Annotated in this window: 13 protein-coding genes and 1 riboswitch; of the genes, 5 read left to right on the top strand and 8 right to left on the bottom strand. The window is 70.8% G+C overall.

Going from position 1 to position 18,706, the window contains the following annotated elements; translation table 11 throughout:
* Positions 1–95 precede the first annotated feature (95 nt).
* The 3 genes from cydD to ACGF3H_RS11555 are packed head-to-tail and all read right to left on the bottom strand — an operon-like array spanning position 96 to position 6,158.
* Positions 96–3,605, bottom strand: a complete 3,510-nt coding sequence (cydD, locus tag ACGF3H_RS11545; RefSeq protein ID WP_362486102.1) for a thiol reductant ABC exporter subunit CydD — start codon at positions 3,603–3,605, stop codon at positions 96–98.
* 22 nt (positions 3,606–3,627) lie between these two features.
* A complete protein-coding gene (gene cydB, locus ACGF3H_RS11550; RefSeq protein ID WP_362486104.1) occupies positions 3,628–4,632 on the bottom strand; it encodes a cytochrome d ubiquinol oxidase subunit II in 1,005 nt (334 codons plus the stop codon).
* A 20-nt stretch (positions 4,633–4,652) separates the two neighbouring features.
* Entirely contained in the window at positions 4,653–6,158 is a 1,506-nt protein-coding gene (locus ACGF3H_RS11555; protein WP_362486106.1) for a cytochrome ubiquinol oxidase subunit I, read from the bottom strand.
* Positions 6,159–6,358: 200 nt separating this feature from the next.
* Between ACGF3H_RS11555 and ACGF3H_RS11560 the strand changes: the two genes are divergently transcribed.
* Positions 6,359–6,763, top strand: a complete 405-nt coding sequence (locus ACGF3H_RS11560) for a cyclophilin-like fold protein (RefSeq protein WP_362486108.1) — start codon at positions 6,359–6,361, stop codon at positions 6,761–6,763.
* Between the two features lie 67 nt (positions 6,764–6,830).
* Here ACGF3H_RS11560 and hisC read toward each other — a convergent pair whose 3' ends face one another.
* The gene (gene hisC / locus ACGF3H_RS11565; protein ID WP_362486109.1) at positions 6,831–7,910 is read right to left on the bottom strand and encodes a histidinol-phosphate transaminase; all 1,080 of its coding nucleotides are present in this window, start codon (positions 7,908–7,910) and stop codon (positions 6,831–6,833) included.
* 400 nt (positions 7,911–8,310) lie between these two features.
* On the opposite strand from hisC, the gene ACGF3H_RS11570 reads away from it, so the two are divergent.
* The 3 genes from ACGF3H_RS11570 to ACGF3H_RS11580 all read left to right on the top strand — a co-directional run bounded on the left by ACGF3H_RS11570 (position 8,311) and on the right by ACGF3H_RS11580 (position 11,823).
* The gene (locus ACGF3H_RS11570) at positions 8,311–9,423 is read left to right on the top strand and encodes a LacI family DNA-binding transcriptional regulator (RefSeq protein ID WP_362486111.1); all 1,113 of its coding nucleotides are present in this window, start codon (positions 8,311–8,313) and stop codon (positions 9,421–9,423) included.
* A gap of 249 nt (positions 9,424–9,672) precedes the next feature.
* Positions 9,673–10,779 carry a metallophosphoesterase gene (locus ACGF3H_RS11575; RefSeq protein ID WP_362486113.1) on the top strand — a complete coding sequence of 369 codons (1,107 nt, stop codon included), beginning with the start codon at positions 9,673–9,675 and terminating at the stop codon, positions 10,777–10,779.
* A 180-nt stretch (positions 10,780–10,959) separates the two neighbouring features.
* Complete coding sequence (locus tag ACGF3H_RS11580; RefSeq protein ID WP_362486115.1) at positions 10,960–11,823, top strand: hypothetical protein; 864 nt, start codon at positions 10,960–10,962, stop codon at positions 11,821–11,823.
* 21 nt (positions 11,824–11,844) lie between these two features.
* Here ACGF3H_RS11580 and ACGF3H_RS11585 read toward each other — a convergent pair whose 3' ends face one another.
* Positions 11,845–13,425: a VWA domain-containing protein gene (locus tag ACGF3H_RS11585; protein WP_362486117.1), complete on the bottom strand. Its 1,581-nt coding sequence runs from the start codon at positions 13,423–13,425 to the stop codon at positions 11,845–11,847.
* 214 nt (positions 13,426–13,639) lie between these two features.
* Complete coding sequence (gene thiC / locus ACGF3H_RS11590; RefSeq protein ID WP_362486119.1) at positions 13,640–15,451, bottom strand: phosphomethylpyrimidine synthase ThiC; 1,812 nt, start codon at positions 15,449–15,451, stop codon at positions 13,640–13,642.
* Positions 15,444–15,633, bottom strand: a riboswitch (TPP riboswitch). Its footprint overlaps the gene before it by 8 nt.
* A gap of 73 nt (positions 15,634–15,706) precedes the next feature.
* On the opposite strand from thiC, the gene ACGF3H_RS11595 reads away from it, so the two are divergent.
* Positions 15,707–17,170, top strand: a complete 1,464-nt coding sequence (locus ACGF3H_RS11595) for a YibE/F family protein (RefSeq protein ID WP_362486122.1) — start codon at positions 15,707–15,709, stop codon at positions 17,168–17,170.
* 120 nt (positions 17,171–17,290) lie between these two features.
* Here ACGF3H_RS11595 and ACGF3H_RS11600 read toward each other — a convergent pair whose 3' ends face one another.
* Positions 17,291–17,728 carry an SsgA family sporulation/cell division regulator gene (locus ACGF3H_RS11600; protein ID WP_189230211.1) on the bottom strand — a complete coding sequence of 146 codons (438 nt, stop codon included), beginning with the start codon at positions 17,726–17,728 and terminating at the stop codon, positions 17,291–17,293.
* A 99-nt stretch (positions 17,729–17,827) separates the two neighbouring features.
* Positions 17,828–18,553 carry a helix-turn-helix domain-containing protein gene (locus tag ACGF3H_RS11605; protein ID WP_362486642.1) on the bottom strand — a complete coding sequence of 242 codons (726 nt, stop codon included), beginning with the start codon at positions 18,551–18,553 and terminating at the stop codon, positions 17,828–17,830.
* Between the last annotated feature and the right edge of the window lie 153 nt (positions 18,554–18,706).

An 18,706-nucleotide genomic window follows, 5' to 3' on the forward strand; every position in this document is an offset into this window, starting at 1 on the left:
TTTCGTCCAGGAAAGTCGGAATAGCCGTGCATCGTGTGCGGCCGCTGTCGCGCGCACGTTCCGGGACGGACCGCCACCCGCCCCGGACGCCGCGGTCACCGGGCTCCGACCAGCACGTCCGACGCCGCCTCCCGCTCGACCATCGTCCGCAGCGGTCCGTCCACGGCTGCCAGCTTCGCGTACGTGCCCCGCTGCACGACCCGGCCCCCGTCCAGCACGATCACCTCGTCCACCGCGTCCAGACCTGCCAGCCGGTGGGTGATGAGCAGGGTCGTCCGGCCCTCGGTGGCGGCCAGCAGATCGGTGGTGAGGGCGTCGGCGGTCGGCAGGTCGAGGTGCTCGGCCGGCTCGTCGAGCACGAGCACGGGGAAGTCGGCGAGCAGCGCGCGGGCCAGGGCCAGCCGCTGCCGCTGCCCGCCGGACAACCGCGCCCCGTGCTCGCCGACCAGGGAGTCCAGGCCGTCGGGCAGACTGTCGGCCCAGTCCAGCAGGCGGGCCCGCGCCAGCGCGGCACGCAGCTCCGGCTCCGTGGCGTCCTTCCTGGCCAGGAGCAGGTTCTCGCGCACCGAGCTGTCGAAGAGATGCGCGTCCTGCGCACACAGCCCGACGAGCCGCCGTACCTCGTCTCCGGCCAGGGCACCGGCGTCCGTGCCGGCCAGGGTGTAGGAGCCGGCGTCGGGATCCACGAACCGCAGCAGCACCTGGGCCAACGTCGTCTTGCCGGAGCCGGACGGTCCGACCACGGCGATGCGGCGGCCCTCCGCCAACGTCAGATCGACTGCCGTGAGAGCGTCCCGTCGCTGCCCGGGGTGGCGCGCGGCCAGCCCCTCGAGGACGACCGGGAACGGTGACGCGGGCGCCTCTCCCGGCCGCTCGGGTTCGCGCACGGGCTCCGGCGCGTCGAGCACCTCGTACACCCGCTCGGCGCTCCTGCGCACGCGCTGGCGGTACTGCACGGCGAGCGGCAGTCCGAGGACCGCTTCGAAGGCGGCCAGCGGGGTGAGGACCACGACGGCCACGGCCACGCCGGCCAGGCGGCCGTCGGCCACCGCCTGAACGCCGGTGAGCGCGGCGCCCGCGACGGTCAGACCGGAGATCAGCGCGACGAGTCCGTCGCCCAGCGCGGTGGCCGTCGCCGCCCGCGAGGCGATCCGGGTGAGCGTGCCGTCGGCGCGTCGCGCTTCGGCAATCCGCCCGGGGAGGGCACCGGCGACGGTCAGTTCGGCGGTACCGGTGAGCAGCTCGGTGACCCGGGTGGCCAGTACGCCGCGAGCGGGCGCCAGCCTGCGCTCGGCCCGTCGCGCCACGGCCCCGGTGATCAGCGGGACACCGGCTCCGGCCGCGAGCAGCCCGGCGGCGAGCACGGCTCCGGCCTCCGGCAGCAGCCAGGCCGTGAAGCCGACCGACGCGGCGCAGACGGCCACCGCGGTGCAGGCGGGCAGCAACCAGCGCAGCCAGTAGTCCTGCAGCGCGTCGACGTCGGTGACCAGCCGGGACAGCAGGTCCCCGCGCCTGCTGCGGCGCAGGCCGGCGGGCGCCAGCCGCTCCAGCCGCCGGTAGACGGCGACCCGGGTGTCGGCCAGCATCCGCAGCACGGCGTCGTGCGAGACGAGTCGCTCGGCGTAACGGAACACGGCCCGCCCGATCCCGAAGGCGCGCGTCGCCGTCACGGCCACCATCAGGTACAGCACCGGCGGCTGCTGCGAGGCCCGCGAGATGAGCCACCCGGAGGTGGCCATGAGTCCGACGGCACTGCCGAGCGCGAGGCTCCCGAGGAGCAGTGCGAGGCCGAGCCGCCCGCGCCGTGCGGCGGACATCGCCCGGACCCGGGCGAGGACGCGGACCGGGGAGCGCGGGGCAGGTTCCGTCGTGCCCGGGCCGTCGGCCGGAGCCGGGACCGCGCCGCCCGGCGCGTCGTCGGCCGGGCGGCCCGCCGTGGGCTTCGGGGCACCGGTTGCCGCGGGAGCGGCGACCGGTTCGTCCAGCCGCACCACCCGGTCGGCCACCGCCAGCAGGGCCGGCCGGTGCACCACCAGCAGCACGGTCCGTCCGGCCGCCAGCCTGCGCACGGCGGCCACGACCTCCGCCTCGGTCGCCCCGTCCAGGGCGGCCGTCGGCTCGTCGAGCAGCAGCACCGGCCGGTCCGCGAGGAACGCCCGGGCCAGGGCGAGCCGCTGCCGCTGCCCGGCGGACAGCCCGGCACCGTCCTCGCCGAGCACGGTGCCCGTCCCCTCGGGCAGCGCGTCCACGAACTCCAGCGCCCCGGCGTCGCGCAGCGCCCGCCGCACGGCCGCGTCGTCCGCCTCTGGACGGGCCAGCCGTACGTTGTCGGCGACGGTGCCTGCGAACAGGTGCGGACGCTGCGGCACCCAGGCGACGCGAGCGTGCCACCGCGCCGGATCGAGGCCGGTGAGATCCGCCCCGCCGATCCTGATCCGCCCGTGGGACGGCCGGACGAAGCCGAGCAGGGCGTGCAGAAGCGTCGACTTGCCCGCACCGCTCGGCCCGACGAGCGCCACCGTCTCACCCGGCTCGACGACGAGGTCCACGTCCGACACGGCATCCGCGGTGCGCCCGGGATAGCGCACGGTCACGCCCTCGAAGGACAGGGCACCGTCCCTCGGCACCGGGCCGCTGCCCGGTACCGGTGCCGGCGTCTCCAGCACCGAGAAGATCTCCTCGGCGGCGGCGAGCCCCTCGGCCGCCGCGTGGTACTGCGCCCCCACCTGCCGCAGCGGCAGATAGGCCTCCGGGGCGAGCACGAGCACGACCAGGCCGTCGTACAGGGCCATGTCGCCGTGGACGAGCCGCATGCCGATGGTCACGGCGACGAGCGCCACCGAGAGCGTGGCGAGCAGTTCCAGGGCGAAGGACGACAGGAAGGCGATCCGCAGAGTCCGCATGGTCGCTTGCCGGTACTCGCCGGTGATGCGTTTGATCGACTCGGCCTGGGCCTTGGCCCGTCCGAACACCTTCAGCGTCGGCAGCCCCGCCACCACGTCCAGGAAGTGCCCGGACAGCCGGGACAGCAGCCCCCACTGCCGGTCCATCCGCGACTGCGTGGCCCAGCCGATCAGCATCATGAAGACCGGGATGAGCGGCAGGGTGGCGACGATGATGGCCGCCGAGACCCAGTCCTCGGTGACGATCCGGGCCAGCACGGCCACCGGCACGACCACCGCGAGCCCCAACTGCGGGAGGTAGCGCGAGAAGTAGTCGTCGAGGGCGTCGACGCCCCGGGTGGCCAGGGCGACGAGCGAACCGGTGCGCTGCCCGCCCAGCCAGCCGGGGCCGAGCGTCGTCGCCCGTTCCAGCAAGCGGCCCCGCAGCTCCGACTTCACGGCGGCACTCGCCCGGTGCGCGGCCAGCTCGGTGAGCCAGCCGACCAGGGCCCGACCGCAGGCGACGGCCACCAGCAGCAGGAGCGGGGTGCGGAGTTCGGCGGCCGTCATGCCGTGCTGGAAGGCGCCCACCACCGTTTTGGCGATGAGCATCGCCTGGGCGACGACCAACCCGGCTCCGACGGCGCCCAGGGCGACGACCGCCGCCAGGAAGAGCCGGGTGGCACGGGCGTACCGCAGCAGCCGTGGATCGATCGGTTTCACGTGAAACACACCCCGCAGGGACTCAGTGCGCGGCTTCGGCGATGTGCTGGGTGCCGATCCGCTTGCGGAACACCCAGTACGTCCACCCCTGGTAGACCAGGACGACCGGCGTGGCGATCACGGCGAGCCACGTCATGATCTTCAGGGTGTACGGGCTGGACGAGGCGTTGGTGACGGTGAGGCTCCAGTCCGCGTCGAGCGTCGACGGCATGACGTTCGGGAAGAGCGTGAGGAAGAGCATCGCCACGGCGGCCACGATGGTGACACCGGACAGCGCGAACGCCCATCCCTCGCGACCCGCCTGATTCGCCGCCAGCGCGACGACCAGGGCGGCGACGGCCACCACCAGCGCGACCAGGCTCTTGCCGTCGCCGTTGTCGGCCTGCGTCCACAGCAGGAAGGCGAGGGCCAGCACCGCGGCCACGAGACCCACGCGCAGCGCGAGCGTCCGGGCCCGTTCACGGATCTCCCCCACGGTCTTGAGCGCGGTGAACACCGTTCCGTGGAAGGTGAACAGGGTGAGGGTGACCAGACCGCCGAGGAGGGCGTACGGGTTCAGCAGGTCCCAGACGGTGCCGACGTACTCCAGGTCGCGATCGATCTTCACCCCGTGGACGATGTTGCCGAAGGCGACGCCCCACAGGAACGCGGGGATCAGCGAGGTCCAGAAGATCGCGGTCTCCCAGTTGCGCTGCCAGCGCTCCTCGGGCCGCTTCACCCGGTACTCGAAGGCGACGCCCCGGACGATCAGGCAGAGCAGGATGACCAGCAGGGGCAGGTAGAAGCCGGAGAAGAGGGTGGCGTACCACTCGGGGAAGGCGGCGAAGGTGGCACCGCCGGCCGTCAGCAGCCACACCTCGTTGCCGTCCCAGACGGGCCCGATCGTGTTGATCAGCACCCTCTTCTCGGCCCGGTCACGGGCGAGCAGCCTGGTGAGGACGCCGACCCCGAAGTCGAAACCCTCCAGGAAGAAGTAGCCGGTCCACAGGACGGCGATCAGGACGAACCAGACGTCGTGAAGTTCCATGACTGTGCAGCTCCCTCGGCCTAGTACGAGAAGGCCATCGGCTTGTCGGCGTCACGGGCGTCGCCGCCGATCTTCGTGGGCGGGTTGAGGTCGGCCTCGGTGAGCTCGGGCGGACCGGCCTTGACGTACTTCACCAGCAGCCTGACCTCGATCACGGCCAGGACGGCGTAGAGCAGGGTGAAGGCGATCATCGAGGTGAGGACCTCGGCCGTGGAGACACCGGGGGAGACCGCGTCACGGGTCTGGAACAGGCCGTAGACGACCCAGGGCTGACGGCCCATCTCGGTGAAGATCCAGCCCCAGGAGTTGGCGATCAGCGGGAAGGCCATCGTCCAGACCGCCAGCAGCCAGTACAGCCGGGAGAGCTTCGACCCGAGCGGCTTCTTCAGCAGCACCAGGTGGGGCACCTCGTCGTCACCGGTCCGCCAGGCCGCCGGGAGCAGGAACTTCTTGCGGGTCAGCCACAGCCCCAGCAGACCGAGCGAGAAGGAGGCCATGCCGAAGCCGATCATCCACCGGAAGCCCCAGTAGGCGACGGGGACGATGGGCTTGTAGTCACCGGGGCCGAACTTCTGCTGCTCGGCCTTGTTGGTGTCGTTGATGCCGGGCACGTACGAGTCGAAGTCGCTGTGGGCCAGGAAGGACAGCAGACCGGGGATCTCCAGGGCGACCTCGTTGTGCCCCTTGTCGACGTCGCCGTAGGCGAAGACGGAGAAGGGCGCCGGCTGTTCGCCGTCCCACAGGGCCTCGGCGGCGGCCATCTTCATCGGCTGCTGCTCGTACATGACCTTGCCGAGGGTGTCGCCGCTGACGGCGGTGAGCAGGCCGCCGACGGCCAGGGTGACCAGGCCGAGCCGCAGCGAGGTGCGCATCACGGGGATGTGCTTCTTACGCAGCAGGTGGAAGGCGGCGATGCCCACCATGAAGGCGCCGCCCGTCAGGAAGGCCGCCGAGAAGCTGTGGAAGACCTGGTTGAGCGCGGTGTTCTGGGTGAGGACCTGCCAGAAGTCGGTGAGTTCGGCGCGGCCCTTCTCCTCGTTGATCCGGTAGCCGACCGGGTGCTGCATCCAGGAGTTGGCGGCGAGGATGAAGTACGCCGACAGCAGCGTGCCGATCGAGACCATCCATATGCAGGCCAGGTGGACCCTCTTCGGCAGCTTGTCCCAGCCGAAGATCCACAGGCCGATGAAGGTCGACTCGAAGAAGAAGGCGATCAGCGCCTCGAACGCGAGCGGCGCGCCGAAGATGTCACCGACGAAGCGGGAGTAGTCGGACCAGTTCATGCCGAACTGGAACTCCTGCACGATGCCGGTGACGACACCCATGGCGATGTTGATCAGGAAGAGCTTTCCCCAGAACTTCGTCGCCCTGAGGTACTTCTCCTTCTCCGTGCGCATCCAGGCGGTCTGCAGCCCTGCCGTCAGCGCGGCCAGCGAGATCGTCAGGGGCACGAAGAGGAAGTGGTAGACGGTCGTGATGCCGAACTGCCATCGCGCCAGCGTCTCCGGCGCCAAAGCCATGTCCACGTCGTCGGCCTCCTTGCATCGCCGTGGTCCCGGCAGTTTGTGCGTGTATGTGCCACCTATTGCGGGAGCAACCCGACACGCTTGTGAACGCGTTCACATTCACAAGCAATTATGACGTACAGCTTTTCGACGCCGGAAGGGGGGTCCCCTGTGACGTCAACCCCTTGGCAAGAACTTCAACATCTTGTTGAATCCGCGGCATGAACACCACGGAGAAGCAGGAGCAGTACGCACGGATACGCATCTCATGGCCGGCGGGTCACCTCACCGCGACCGTCGACGACACCCCCACCACGCAGGCGCTTCTCAAGGCCCTGCCGCTCACCGCCTCCGCCCACACCTGGGGCGAGGAGGTCTACTTCGACACAGGTGTGTCGGTTCCACGTGAAACGGACGCCCGCCAGGTCGTCGAGCCCGGCACCGTCGCCTTCTGGACGGACGGCGACGCGCTGGCGCTCCCGTACGGCCCCACGCCGATCTCCCGAGGTGATGAATGCCGCCTCGCGAGCCCGTGCAACGTCCTCGGCCGCCTCGAGGGCGACCCTCGTCAGCTCGTGACGGTGCGCGACGGCGACCCGATACGCGTGGAGGCGGTGGACGCCTGACGCCCACCGCCCCGGCGGACGGCCGTCGCCCGGCCGCCCTGGTGGACGCCATGCGCCCACCGCCCCGTCAGATCTCCTTGCGGAACGCTTCCGACACCTTCAGGAAGATGTCGTTCGCCTCGCTCTCCCCGACCGTCACCCGCACACCCTCGCCCGGGAACGGCCGTACGACCACGCCGGCCCGCTCGCACGCCTCCGCGAAGGCGACCGTGCGCTCCCCCAGGCGCAGCCATACGAAGTTGGCCTGGGTCTCCGGCACCGTCCAGCCCTGCGCGCGCAGGCCGTCGACCACACGGATGCGCTCGCAGACCAGCGAGCCGACGCGGCCGATCAGCTCGTCCTCGGCCCGCAGCGAGGCGATCGCCGCCTCCTGGGCGATCTGGCTCACACCGAAGGGCACCGCCGTCTTGCGCAGCGCGGCCGCCACCGGCTCGTGGGCGATCGCGAAGCCGACCCGCAGGCCGGCGAGGCCGTACGCCTTGGAGAAGGTCCGCAGCACGCAGACGTTGGGCCGCTCCCGGTAGAGCTCGACACCGTCCGGCACCTCGGTGTCGCGGATGAACTCGCGGTAGGCCTCGTCGAGGACGACGAGCACGTCACTCGGCACCCGGTCGAGGAAGCGTTCCAGCTCGGCCCGCCGCACCACCGTGCCCGTCGGGTTGTTCGGGTTGCAGACGAAGATCATCCGCGTCCGGTCGGTGATCGCGGCGGCCATGGCGTCCAGGTCGTGCACATCGCCCGGCGTCAGCGGCACCTTCACGGACGTCGCACCGCTGATCTGCGTGATGATCGGGTACGCCTCGAAGGAGCGCCAGGCGTAGATCACCTCGTCGCCGGGGCCGGAGGTCGCCTGGAGCAGCTGCTGCGCCACACCGACCGACCCGGTCCCGGTGGCCAGGTGGGAGACGGGGACGCCGAACCGTTCCGCCAGCTCGTTCATCAGGGCCGTGCAGGCCATGTCCGGGTACCGGTTGAAGGACCCGGCAGCGGCGGCGACCGTGTCCATCACCCCCGGCAGCGGCGGGTACGGGTTCTCGTTGGAGGACAGCTTGTAGGCCACCGGCCCGTCCGCCGCGGCGGGCTTGCCCGGCTTGTAGGTGGGAATACCCTCCAGCTCGGCGCGCAGCTTGGGGCTCGTCTCGCTCACCGCAGTCCTCCTCGTGACCACCACCACATCGAATACTTCTCACCTTATGAGGATTCGGCGCCGCTGCGTATAGGGGCGGTCAGGCCTCCTCCGTCACATCGGCATCATGGGCACCAGCACACGAAGGCGCACGATTCGGGGGGCGCGCTGCACATATATCTATGCGCCGGTGGCTCGCGCCGTGGCGCGCATCCCTCGTGCAGGTGAGTTGAGACCTCTTCGCAACATCGGCCAGTCGGCAGGCCCCTGCTGGCCCACACGACGGGTACTGGGTCGACGACCGACAACTTCCTTGGTTTCCAAGCCTGTTACCAGTTAATGATCATGGAGAATCGTGCCTGTCAACGCGTGCATATGCGTCCGCCCTACCCCGCCGCATGAGCCCTACTATCGGCTCGCCATGACAGCAGCAGGGAAGCACCAGGTGAGCCGCGCGGAAACCTCACGTCGAGGCAGCCGGCCGGGCCGGGCGGGCATCAGAGACGTGGCCGCCGCCGCCGGAGTATCCATCACGACCGTCTCCGACGCCCTCAACGGCAAGGGCCGACTCCCGGATGCCACCCGGCGCCATGTCCGTGAGGTGGCCGACCGGCTGGGGTACCGGCCGTCGGCCGCCGCCCGTACGCTCCGCACCGGCAAGTCGGGACTCATCGGCCTGACCGTGACGACGTACGGGAATGAACCTTTCACCTTCACCGAGTTCGCGTACTTCGCCGAGATGGCGCGTGCCGCCACCTCCGCCGCGCTCGCCCGCGGCTACGCCCTCGTGATCCTCCCGGCGACCTCCCGCCACGACGTGTGGTCCAACGTCGCGCTGGACGGCACGGTCGTCATCGACCCGTCCGACCAGGACCCGGTCGTCAGCGAACTGGTCCGGCAGGGGTTACCGGTCGTCTCCGACGGCCGCCCGGCCGGCGCTCTTCCCGTCACCGCGTGGGTCGACAACGACCACGAGGCCGCGGTGCTCGGCATCCTCGACCACTTGGCCGCCGCCGGCGCCCGCCGGATCGGCCTGCTCACCGGCACCACGACGGACACCTACACCCACCTGTCGACCACGGCCTATCTGCACTGGTGCGAGCGTGTCGGACAGGACCCGGTCTACGAGGCCTACCCGGCCCACGATCCGTGCGCGGGGGCGGTGGCCGCCGACCGGCTGCTCGCCCGGCCCGACCGGCCCGACGCCGTGTACGGCCTGTTCGACCCGAACGGCACCGACCTCCTCGCCGCCGCCCGCCGCTACGGTCTGCGCGTCCCGGAGGACCTGCTGATCGTCTGCTGCAGCGAGTCCACGGTGTACGCCAGCACCGAGCCGCCCGTCACCACCCTGTCGCTGAAGCCCCGCCGCATCGGCACGGCGGTGATCCAGCTCCTCATCGACGCCATCGAGGGCCTCGACTCCGACCAGACGGTCGAGCAGGTGATACCGACGGAGCTGATCGTGCGGACCTCGTCGCAGCGCCGCCCGCCCCGGACGACGATCAGCCCGCCGCGGTCGCCCGAGCGCGAGTAGGGGCCGGGCCGGCGGGACGGGGCCCCTGCGGAGGAACGCCCGCCCGGCACGCCCCGTACGGTGAAATCACGCCGACGTCACGGACGGGCGAAGCCCGCCCCAAACGGGGCGAATGCCGCGGTGAACCGGAGTCCTGCTCTGATTCACCACCCCTGGGTCATCACACAGAGCGATCCGCATTCCTATGATGGGCCCACACACCGCGGGCCGCTGCGACCAGGCAGTCCGAAGCGGTGCAGATGCGGCGCGATGGTGGAGGGGTCGATGACTCAGGGGGCCGGTCAGGGACCCGAGGTGGAGCGGACGGCGACGGTGCGCGACTTCCGGGTGCCCGCGTACGTCCACGAGGCCGCTCCGTACGCCGCCGCCGGCACACACGCGGGCAATCCCGCTCCCCCCTCCGAGAAGGGCTACGAGGACGCCTATCCGGAGGGGTACACGCCCACGCAGCGCGATCTGCCCGTCATCCGCAGGGGTGACACGGTCCAGGTGACCGTCGACCCCGAGGCGGTCCCGGCGGCGCAGCCCGCCACAGGGCAGGGGCCCCTGTTCGTCGTCGGCGACGTGCACGGCTACCTCGACCAGCTGGTCGCCGCCCTCCAGGAGAAGGGCCTCGTCGACGCCTCCGGCCAGTGGTGCGCGGGCACCTCCCGCCTGTGGTTCCTCGGCGACTTCACCGACCGCGGCCCGGACGGCATCGGCGTCATCGACCTCGTGATGCGGCTGTCCGCCGAGGCCGCCGCGGCCGGCGGCTACTGCAAGGCGCTCATGGGGAACCACGAGCTGCTGCTCCTCGGGGCCAAGCGGTTCGGCGACACCCCCGTCAACTCCGGCGCCGGCACCGCCACCTTCCAGGCGGCCTGGCTGCTCAACGGCGGCCAGAAGACCGACATGGACCGGCTCCAGGACCACCACCTGCAGTGGATGGCCCGCCTCGACGCACTCGAGGAGGTCGACGGCCACCTCCTCGTCCACTCCGACACCACCACCTACCTCGACTACGGCCGCTCCATCGAGGAGGTCAACGACACCGTCCGCGAGACGCTCACGCGCAACGACGCGGAAGAGGTGTGGGACCTGTTCCGCAAGCTCACCAAGCGCTTCTCCTTCCGCGACGAGGGCGGCGCGGACGCCGTGCGCTCGCTGCTGGACACCTACGGCGGCACGCGCATCGTCCACGGCCACAGCCCCATCCCCTACCTCCTGGGCGAGGTCGGCTCCGAGGACGGCGAGGACGACACCCGTACCGCGGTCGAGGGGCCGCACGTCTACGCGGACGGGCTGGCCATCGCCATGGACGGCGGCGTGACCATGGCCGGAAAGCTGCTGGTCCAGCAACTCCCGTTGGACGCCTGACCGTTCACCGGCGTTATTTCCCGGGCGCCGGTCCCGCAGGCCGGCACCCAATTTCTGGAAACCCCCTGTCACCGCGCGCCGTGACCGCTCTACCATCGGCTTATCCGTAGCAGGCTCCCCTCCGTTTCTGCCCGACGGCTCGTTGGCATGCGAGCCCCAAGCCCTACGGAGCATCGGGGGATGCACATGAACAGCGTTCCGCAGCATCTGTCGAACGAGGACCGCCAGGAGTACGAGCGGGTCCTCGACGAGGCGCTGCGCTCCGCACCACACCGCCCGGAACTGGCCGCTGTCGGACAGCGGCTCAACGCCGAACAACTGCGCACCATGGCACTCAACGCCACCGCACTGATCACGGCGGCGGCCACCACCGAGTACCAGCACTACGTGAAGGTCCGCGAGGAACTGCGTCGTCCGGCGCCGAACGCCTCGTCGTCCGCGCGTGACTCCGGCTCCGACGAGCCGGGCACGGGCGCGATGGGTCTCGCCGCGACCGTCGGGGAGGCCGCCGAGGCCGGCGCGGGTGCGGTCGCGGTCGTCGCCGTCCTGGCACCCGTCCTGGCCGGCACGGCAGCGGCGATCTTCCTGCTCGTCGGCTACGTCCTGAGGATGATCGACCCGGGGCAGGCGTTCGCCCGGACCATGCTCACCACGGGATGGGTGTTCGGTGGTGTGACCGCCGTCGCCGTCCTCGTCGCAGGCGTGGGGCTGCTGCTCACCGCACTGCGCAACCGGCCCTTCGCCGAGTCCGGCCGCTACGGCGAACTCGACGGGGAGGTGACCCGGGCCCGGGAAGCCTGGCACGACGCCCTGCTCGAGCGCGGCATCCTGCCCTTCCTGCGGGAGGCGCTCACCGATCCGAACGCGGCGGTCGCGCTGCACCGCACGGGACCGGCGGCACCGGCGAGCCGGATGCCGCACCTGGGCTACGACCGACCGGGGTTCACGAGCCCCGGCGACGGCCAGGAGAGTCCGCGCCCGAGCTACTCGAGTCCGGACTACAGCAGCCCGGACTTCGGCGGCCCGGAACACCGGCCGGAATAGCCACCGGCCGGGGCGGGCACGTCAGAGAATGCCCGCCCGGCCGGCGGCGGTGATCCAGGAGGGGAACTCGGACAGCAGGCGGTCGTACAGCTCCTGGTCGGGGACGATGCCGATGTCGTCCACCGCGAAGAAGCCGACGTTGTCCACGCGGCGGCCGGGCAGGGTGTCGAACCGCTCGAGCACCCCGTAGTTGGACCGGCCGAGGCCCACGAACTGCCAGAAGACCGGCTCCTCCACCGCCTCCCGCAGCTCCCGCTCGATCTCGCTGTTGCGGTAGACGCCGCCGTCGGAGAAGAACAGCACCAGCGTCGGTGCCTGCGCCGGGTTGTCCCGGACGAAGGCCCGGACCTCGGCGATCACCTTCTGCTCCTCGTTCTGGATGCCGACGTCCCGCATGTCGACCTGGTCGGCGTGCAGCCCCTTCTTCCTTCCCCGGCGGAAGAGGCCCACCTCCCCCACCCGCACGTGCAGCCGCAGCCACTCGGGGAGGTCGCCCAGCCGCAGGTCGGGCAGGCGTGCCGGGTTCGACGCGAAGGTCCAGGCCTGCATCTCGCCGTCGTCGTCCAGCTGCGCGGCGACGGCCGCCATGCGTTCCACCACATCGGCCACCACGCCCTTGGAGTACAGGAAGGACATGGACCCGGAGGCGTCCAGGACCAGGACGACGCGCGCGGTGACACCGGAGGCGCCGTGCTTGCGCAGGCTGACCGCGACCTGCTCCTTGCGCAGGGACAGCCGCTTGCGCATGTCGACGGGGAGGCGCTCTTCGCCCTTGGTGAGCCGGGGGCCGGGCGCCGCCGCCGACGGGGGCACCGGTGCGGGCGGGGCCGGCGGAGCGGACGGCGTGGAGAGACCCGGCGGCACCGGGGGAACCGGCTGCGGGGGCGGGGCGTGCGTGACGGGAGGCGTCGGGGCGGGCGGGGCCACGGTGGCCGGGGACACGGTGGCCGGGGACACGGCGGTCGGGGACACGGCGGTCGGGGACACGGCGGTCGGGGACACGGTGGCCGGGGACACGGTGGCCGGGGACACGGCGGTCGGGGGCACGGCGGTCGGAGCGTCGTCGACGGTGATGCCGAAGTCGGTGGCCAGACCGGCGAGTCCGCTGGCGTAGCCCTGGCCGACGGCCCGGAACTTCCACTGCCCCTGGCGCAGGTACAGCTCGCCGCCGACCAGAGCGGTCTCGGAACCGGCCGTCATGTCGAAGCGGGCCAGCTCGGTCCGGGTGGCCGCGTCCAGCAGCCGCAGCGACAGTCCCGGCACCCGGCCGAAGGTCCCGCCGTCGGAGGAGGCGCACAGGACGATGCGCTCGACGCCGGGTTCCAGCGCGTGCAGGTCCACCTCGACGCTGTCGGTCATGGCTCCGGAAGCAGGCCCGGACCCGGACTCCTTCCCCAGGTGCCGCACCGCGCCGGACGCGTGCCGGGGCTGGTTGTAGAAGACGAAGTCGCCGTCGTCCCGTACGCGTCCCGCCGAGGTGAGCAGCAGCGCCGAGGCGTCGACCTCGGGCACACCCGGCCCGGCGGACCAGCTCAGTGCGACACACACCGCGGGGGAGTCGACGGCGAGATTGGCGCCCTTGCTCAGGGATGAGGCTGTCATGGGCCCAGTCTGCCGAGGCGGAGCCCCCGAGGGGAGAGGTCGGGCCCGGTGGTCCGCCCTGCTTCCGCTCTCCCGGGCCTTCGCCGGGATGCAGGCGCTGCAATTCGGCACCGGTCGCCTACAGGGCGACCAGCAACGGCCGCAGGGACCGGCCCGCCTCATGACGCCGGGCGGCCCGGCGAGGGACCGCCCGGCGTGCGTCCGGGGCCCGGTGTCAGTCGGCCAGCGGGAGATACACCCGGTTCCCGCCGGCGGCGAACTCCTTCGACTTCTGCAGCATGCCCTCGGCGATCTCGTCGGGAGACGCTCCGGCGGCGGCCGCACCACCGAACCGCTCGTTGATGTCCTGGCTGATCTTCATCGAGCAGAACTTCGGCCCGCACATCGAGCAGAAGTGAGCCGTCTTGGCGGGCTCGGCCGGCAGCGTCTCGTCGTGGAACTCCCGTGCCGTGTCCGGGTCGAGGGCCAGGTTGAACTGGTCCTCCCACCGGAATTCGAAACGGGCGTCCGACAGCGCGTCGTCCCACTGCTGCGCACCCGGATGACCCTTGGCGAGGTCGGCGGCATGGGCGGCGATCTTGTAGGTGATGACGCCGGTCTTGACGTCGTCACGGTTGGGCAGGCCCAGGTGCTCCTTGGGCGTGACATAGCAGAGCATGGCCGTGCCCCACCAGGCGATCATCGCGGCACCGATGCCGGAGGTGATGTGGTCGTACGCCGGTGCGACGTCCGTCGTCAGCGGGCCGAGCGTATAGAACGGAGCTTCATCGCAGATCTCCTGCTGAAGGTCGATGTTCTCCTTGATCTTGTGCATCGGGACGTGCCCCGGGCCTTCGATCATGGTCTGTACGTGGAAACGCTTGGCGATCCGGTTGAGTTCCCCGAGCGTGCGCAGCTCGGCGAACTGCGCCTCGTCGTTGGCGTCCGCGATCGATCCCGGTCGCAGGCCGTCGCCGAGGGAGTACGTGACGTCGTACGCGGCGAGGATCTCGCAGAGCTCCTCGAAGTTCTCGTACAGGAACGACTCCTTGTGGTGCGCCAGGCACCAGGCCGCCATGATCGAGCCGCCGCGCGAGACGATGCCGGTCTTGCGGTTCGCGGTGAGCGGTACGTAGGCCAGCCGGACGCCCGCGTGGACCGTCATGTAGTCCACGCCCTGCTCGGCCTGTTCGATCACCGTGTCCTTGTAGACCTCCCAGGTCAGGTCCTCGGCCCTGCCGTCGACCTTCTCCAGGGCCTGGTAGAGCGGCACGGTGCCGATGGGCACGGGGGAGTTGCGGAGCACCCACTCGCGGGTGGTGTGGATGTTGCGACCGGTGGACAGGTCCATGACCGTGTCGGCGCCCCAGCGGGTCGCCCAGGTCATCTTCTCGACCTCCTCCTCGATGGAGGAGGTCACCGCCGAGTTGCCGATGTTGGCGTTCACCTTCACCAGGAACCGCTTGCCGATGATCATCGGCTCGATCTCCGGGTGGTTGACGTTGGCCGGCAGCACGGCCCGCCCGGCGGCGATCTCCTCACGGACCACCTCCGGCGAGACGTTCTCCCGGACGGCCACGTACTCCATCTCGGGCGTGATCTCACCCCGGCGTGCGTACGCGAGCTGCGTCACCGCCGTGCCGTTCCTGCCCCGGCGCGGCTGACGCGGACGCCCGGGGAAGACCGCGTCCAGATTGCGCAGGCCACCGCGCGGTGAGGTGTGCTTGATCCCGTCGTCCTCGGGACGGACGGGGCGGCCCGCGTACTCCTCCGTGTCGCCGCGGGCGATGACCCAGTTCTCCCGCAGCGGCGGCAGCCCCCTGCGGACGTCTGTGTCGACGAGTGGATCGGTGTACGGGCCCGATGTGTCGTAGAGCGTGACCGACTGCCCGTTGGTGAGGTGCACCTGACGGACCGGCACCCGCAGGTCGGGGCGCGAGCCCTCGACGTACGCCTTGTGCCAGCCGATGGACTTCCCGGCCTCCGCGGACTCCGCCTCGACGGAGTTGTGGGTGGAGGCAGGCGTGCGTGCGTCCTTGATGGTCATGAGACCTACTCCCTACGCCGGCATTACCCGGTAACAGGTTCAGCGGTCGACGCAGCGGTTTCCGTCTGACGACGCCTCGTGGGCAACATCACTCGACTTCGGTGATGTTTCCCGTGAAACATCGCAGGGACGGAGGTCAGCGCCCTCTCAGCCCGGTGCTCCGAGCTCCCGCGTGTACAAAGGTGCCCCCACGCTAGCGTCAATCCGGGCGCGGTGAACAGAGGGCCCCCCTCGTTCTCTTGCGATGATCGGTCCGTGACCACGACCCAGCACCCTCCCTACCCGCCGCACGAACCTCGCCGCGGCCCGGGCGCGCAAGCAGGCGACGGGCGAGCGGAAGGCCATGCCCCAGGCGGCCCGTACGCCGCCGGTGAGGAGCGCACCGGCAACGGCGGACACGGTGGCAGCGGGGGGCACGGTCACTCGAACGGACACGGTCACGGCCCCGCGGCGCCCGTCTCCCGGCACCTGCGGAAGGTCATCGCGGCGGTCCTCATTCCCTTCGCCGCGGCGGTGGTGGTCGGGCTCGCCGTGCTCTGGCCGGGCGGTGCGCCACCGCACGAGCGCACCGGAGTCGGCTTCGACCGGCAGACACAGCAGGCCACGGTCACCACGGTGGACAGGCTGAGCTGCACGTCCGTCAACGCCTCCGGCGTTCCCCCGACCGGCGACACGTCCACGGCCGAGGGCTCCTCCGCGGTGCAGCAGGCGAACGGCGACTGCAAGCGGGCGACGATCCGTGTCGACACCGGCAAGGACAAGGGCCGCACCTTCACGGAGATCGTGCAGCCGGACCAGACACGCCAGTTGCACGAGGGTCAGAAGGTGGTGGTCGCCTACGAGCCCTCCGCGCCGAAGGACCTGCAGTACTCGGTGACCGACATCGATCGCGGGTTCCCGATGGCCCTGCTCGCGGGCATCTTCGCCCTCGCCGTCGTGGTCGTCGGCCGGCTGCGGGGTCTGATGGCCCTGGTCTCGCTGGCCATCAGCTTCCTGCTGCTCAACTTCTTCATCCTGCCCGCCATCCTCCAGGGCTCGAACCCGCTGCTCGTGGCCGTGACCGGGGCCAGCGCCATCATGCTCATCGCGCTGTATCTGTGCCACGGGCTGTCGGCGCGAACCTCCGTTGCGGTGCTCGGGACCCTGGTCTCGCTGCTGCTGATCGGTGTCCTGGGGTCCCTGTTCATCGGGTGGGCCGCCCTCACCGGCAACACGGACGACAACACCGGCCTGATCCACGGCCTGTATCCGTCGATCGACATGAGCGGCCTTCTGCTCGCCGGGGTCATCATCGGCTCGCTCGGTGTCCTCGACGACGTGACGGTCACCCAGACGTCGGCGGTCTGGGAGCTGCACGAGGCCAATCGCACGATGGGCTGGCGCGGTCTGTACCGCGCGGGCATCCGCATCGGACGCGACCACATCGCCTCCGTCGTCAACACCCTCGTCCTCGCGTACGCGGGCGCCGCGCTGCCGCTGCTGCTGCTGTTCTCGATCGCGCAGAGCAGCGTGGGGACGGTTGCCAACAGTGAGCTGGTCGCGGAGGAGATCGTGCGCACGCTGGTGGGATCGATCGGCCTGGTGGCCTCCGTGCCGGTCACCACCGCCCTCGCGGCCCTGGTCGTCTCGGCCGACCGTCCGGCAGGGCGGACCGGCGCGCGGGACCCCGGTGCCGTGGCACCGGCGCGTGGTGGACGGGGCCGCCGCCGCAAGCGCTGAGTCGGCCGGGGCCGTGCGGGGGCACCCTCGCACGACCGGCCACCTCACCTGAAGAACCGTTACTGCAGAGGCGGGCGACCTGACGAAGCGTTACGCCACCGCCTTGGTCGCCGTAACGGTTCAGCCCGCGCTCTGCTCCTCCGCAAGGATGCGGTCCAGTGCCTCGTCGAGGTGTGCGTCGAAGTCGGCGAGCGCGCCTTCCTGACCCAGCGGCACCAGCTTGTCGGTCCGGTCCAGAAACGCCACGAGCGGCGCCGCCGAGGAGCGGAACAGCGCCTGGTCGCTGCCGACCTGGAGACGGATCAGCACCTCGGCCAGCGGCCCGGGATCGACGGGTGCGATACGCACGTCACCGTCGCCGCACGGCGTGCCCACCCCGTCGACCAGCAACTCCCGGCCGAAGGCCCAGGTCACCGGGGCATCGCCAGGCAGATGGAAGGTCAGCCGCACCGCGTAGGGATCACACGTCTGGTAACGCAGCTCCACCGGGATGCGGAATGAGAGCTCCTCGGACACGAGAAAGCTCATCATGACCTCTGCCTGTACGGACTCGCCCATCGCCTACCCCGTCATTCGCCGTCGACTGTCCGGGAATCAAACCTCTTACACTGGTGGCATCTTGCTCAACGTACACACCAGATCACAAGGAGTGAGTTTTCAGATACTGATAGAGATCGCGAGTGACCCCAGAAGCCGGCCCATTTCGTTCTGCAGACGCTGCGCCGCGGGCAGCAGCCGGTCGGCCTGGTGGGCGGGCAGGGAGAGGCCCATCGTCGCGGCCGTGGTGCCGATGGTGATCGGGATGGCCGCGCACACCGTCCCCAGGGCGTACTCCTGGCGTTCGGTCACCGGCGTCATCCGCCGCGTGCGCTCCAGTCGTTTCATCAGACTGACCCCGTCACGCACCGTGTACGGCGTCACGGGGTTCACCGGATAGCGGTCCAGGTGATCGCGGCGGGCGTCCTCGTCCAGCTGCGACAACAGGCACTGTCCGATGGCGTGGGCATGGCCGGTCTCACGGAAGTCGGCCCACTCCTCCACCGCGGGATTGCCCGGGGTGTCGGAGACGCACATGACCTCGATCTCACCGTCGCGGTACATGGCGTAGTAGACGGGAACGCCGATGGCGTCGCGCCAGCGCGCCAGCGCGTCGACGACCGTGCTGCGACGTTTCTGCTCGGCCCCGCTGCTGCTCAGCCGCTCGGCCGCCTCCCCGAGAAAGAACAACCCCTTGTCGCGGCGCAGGTATCCCTCGTGCACCAGGGTGCGCAGCAGGTGGTACGCCGTGGGCAGCGCCAGCCTCGTCTCACGGGCCAGCTGTTTGGCGGGAGCGCCGTACTCGTGCTCCGCGACGCACTCCAGAAGGCGCATCGCGCGCTGCACCGAGCCGATGAGAGTCACCGTGGGCGGGTCCGCGGACGGCGGCACGGCGGGGGCGGGGGGCGTCCTGGGCGCCGAAGGCTGCACGGGCAGTGCGCGCGGCGGTACGAATGCGGTGTCAGCCGTGGCCAAGGGTCACTCCCGGAACGCGAGGGG

Source organism: Streptomyces sp. NPDC048185, assembly GCF_043202495.1.
GTDB lineage: Bacteria > Actinomycetota > Actinomycetes > Streptomycetales > Streptomycetaceae > Streptomyces.

Bases quoted from the DNA above. Each gene is read 5' to 3' on its own strand.
- cydB (WP_362486104.1), bottom strand. From the start codon at position 4,632: ATGGAACTTCACGACGTCTGGTTCGTCCTGATCGCCGTCCTGTGGACC.
- ACGF3H_RS11560 (WP_362486108.1), top strand. From the start codon at position 6,359: ATGAACACCACGGAGAAGCAGGAGCAGTACGCACGGATACGCATCTCA.
- ACGF3H_RS11570 (WP_362486111.1), top strand. From the start codon at position 8,311: ATGACAGCAGCAGGGAAGCACCAGGTGAGCCGCGCGGAAACCTCACGT.
- ACGF3H_RS11575 (WP_362486113.1), top strand. From the start codon at position 9,673: ATGGTGGAGGGGTCGATGACTCAGGGGGCCGGTCAGGGACCCGAGGTG.
- ACGF3H_RS11580 (WP_362486115.1), top strand. From the start codon at position 10,960: ATGCACATGAACAGCGTTCCGCAGCATCTGTCGAACGAGGACCGCCAG.
- ACGF3H_RS11585 (WP_362486117.1), bottom strand. From the start codon at position 13,425: ATGACAGCCTCATCCCTGAGCAAGGGCGCCAATCTCGCCGTCGACTCC.
- thiC (WP_362486119.1), bottom strand. From the start codon at position 15,451: ATGACCATCAAGGACGCACGCACGCCTGCCTCCACCCACAACTCCGTC.
- ACGF3H_RS11600 (WP_189230211.1), bottom strand. From the start codon at position 17,728: ATGGGCGAGTCCGTACAGGCAGAGGTCATGATGAGCTTTCTCGTGTCC.